The organism is Sulfolobus sp. B1 (assembly GCF_007050195.1).
Lineage (GTDB): Archaea > Thermoproteota > Thermoprotei_A > Sulfolobales > Sulfolobaceae > Saccharolobus.
On sequence record NZ_QIMI01000225.1, the window covers coordinates 1 to 1663 of the forward strand.

A 1663-nucleotide genomic window follows, 5' to 3' on the forward strand; every position below is an offset into this window, starting at 1 on the left:
CTCTTAAAAACCTTACTAATACTCCTAGCAACAATCCTAACCAAACATCACACCCTCCCATTATACATGACGTATTTTTAGTTTAAAGATCTATATCATCCCAATATTTTTTAGCTGCGTCAGTATCTAAGTCAATACCTAAACCTGGTTCATCATTTAACTTAATAAAACCATGATCAATTATTCTTTTTTTAGGCCTTACTATTTCATTCCAAAAAGGAAGATCATGAGCATGAAATTCCATTGCTCCAAGAGTATTCGATAATGATGATAAATGTGCTGTTGCCATAGTAGCTATGGGAGAACCTATATTATGAGGGGAAAATTCAATATCGTACATGGACGCTAACTCAATTATTCTTCTTCCTTCAATAATTCCCGTTTTCGCTATATCAGGTGTCCAAACTAGAATCTTTGATGGAATAAGATCTTTAAATTGCTGATAAGAGTAAAGGGTTTCTCCTATAGCTATAGGAGTATTACATCGCTCTGCAATAATTCTTAATTCATCAAAATTACTTAAGCCTATGCTAGCAGGAGTAGGGTCTTCTATCCATCTAAGCCTATATGGGCTAAGAGCCTTACATAACCTTAATACAGTATTCAAGTTATATCTCCAATGCAAATCTACCATTAAATCTATTTCGTTACCTATACTATCTCTTATAGCCTTAATTATTTCAATCATAAAATCAATATCCTTAAGTGATAGATCGCCAACTCTAATTCTCCCTAAATTTAAGTAAGGAGTAGGTATGTCTAAATCAAATTTTATCGCGGTATATCCTTCATTAACTAGATCTTTAGCTCTTTTTACGAAGGCTTCGACTGAATACTCCTTCTCCCACTTATCCTCTGTAAGTCTTCCGCTAATTGGGATATTAGATCTTATTTCTGCATGTTTATTATCACATAATGATACTGGTAATAAGAGTGAATTAATCGCTTCTAATCCGTTACCAGCATGAGCATCAGCATATACCCTAATTTCATCCCTATCTCCTCCTAAAAACTTATATAACGGGATATTCAAGTATTTCGTAATCAAGTCATAAATTGCTATTATAGTTCCTGCTACTAAATGATGTGTTGTGCTCCCTGAGTATAATGTAGCGTATCTTAGTTTCTGTTCAATCCTATTAATCTTAAAGGCGTCTTCTCCAAGTAATAATTGTTTGAACTCACTCTCCATTCCCTTTAATCCGGGTGCTGGACCAGCCTCACCAACACCATAAAGGTCTTTAGAATACACTTTAACAAAAGTCCACTCAAAATTAGCTTGAGTCGTAAAAACCTTAAAATCAGTTATCTTAAGCTCCATATAATTAAGTTTTATACATTAAACATAAAAAATATGGCTTATCACGTGTAAAAAAACTGAGAAATATAAATAAGCATTCTAGCAAATAATTCGAATTGAGAATCAAAGATTAATAAGTTATTAAAGGAAAAGGAAGAAGGTCCAAGCAAGAAAATGAAAAATTAAAACTAAATTAACATTTTTTTAATAAAGGTAAAGTTTACATTTAAGTATTCCCTCTTTATTACTTCGTTTAATAATATTACAGATCCTCCTAATAACGATATTATCAGTATTCCGGCATTAACATTTACGCTTTTACTACTCTTTAACCCATATGCCATTGGGTTCATTACCCATGGT

1 protein-coding gene is annotated in these 1663 nt (G+C 32.5%); it reads right to left on the minus strand.

All coding sequences use genetic code 11. The features are described from left to right. Positions 1-82: 82 nt before the first annotated feature. On the minus strand, positions 83-1321 hold the full coding sequence (locus tag DMP16_RS09675; RefSeq protein WP_143577173.1) for a mandelate racemase/muconate lactonizing enzyme family protein: 1239 nt from the start codon (positions 1319-1321) through the stop codon (positions 83-85). Positions 1322-1663 lie beyond the last annotated feature (342 nt).

What these genes read in the sequence shown, in the direction of transcription:
- DMP16_RS09675 (WP_143577173.1), bottom strand. Translation starts at nt 1,321, where the DNA reads ATGGAGCTTAAGATAACTGATTTTAAGGTTTTTACGACTCAAGCTAAT.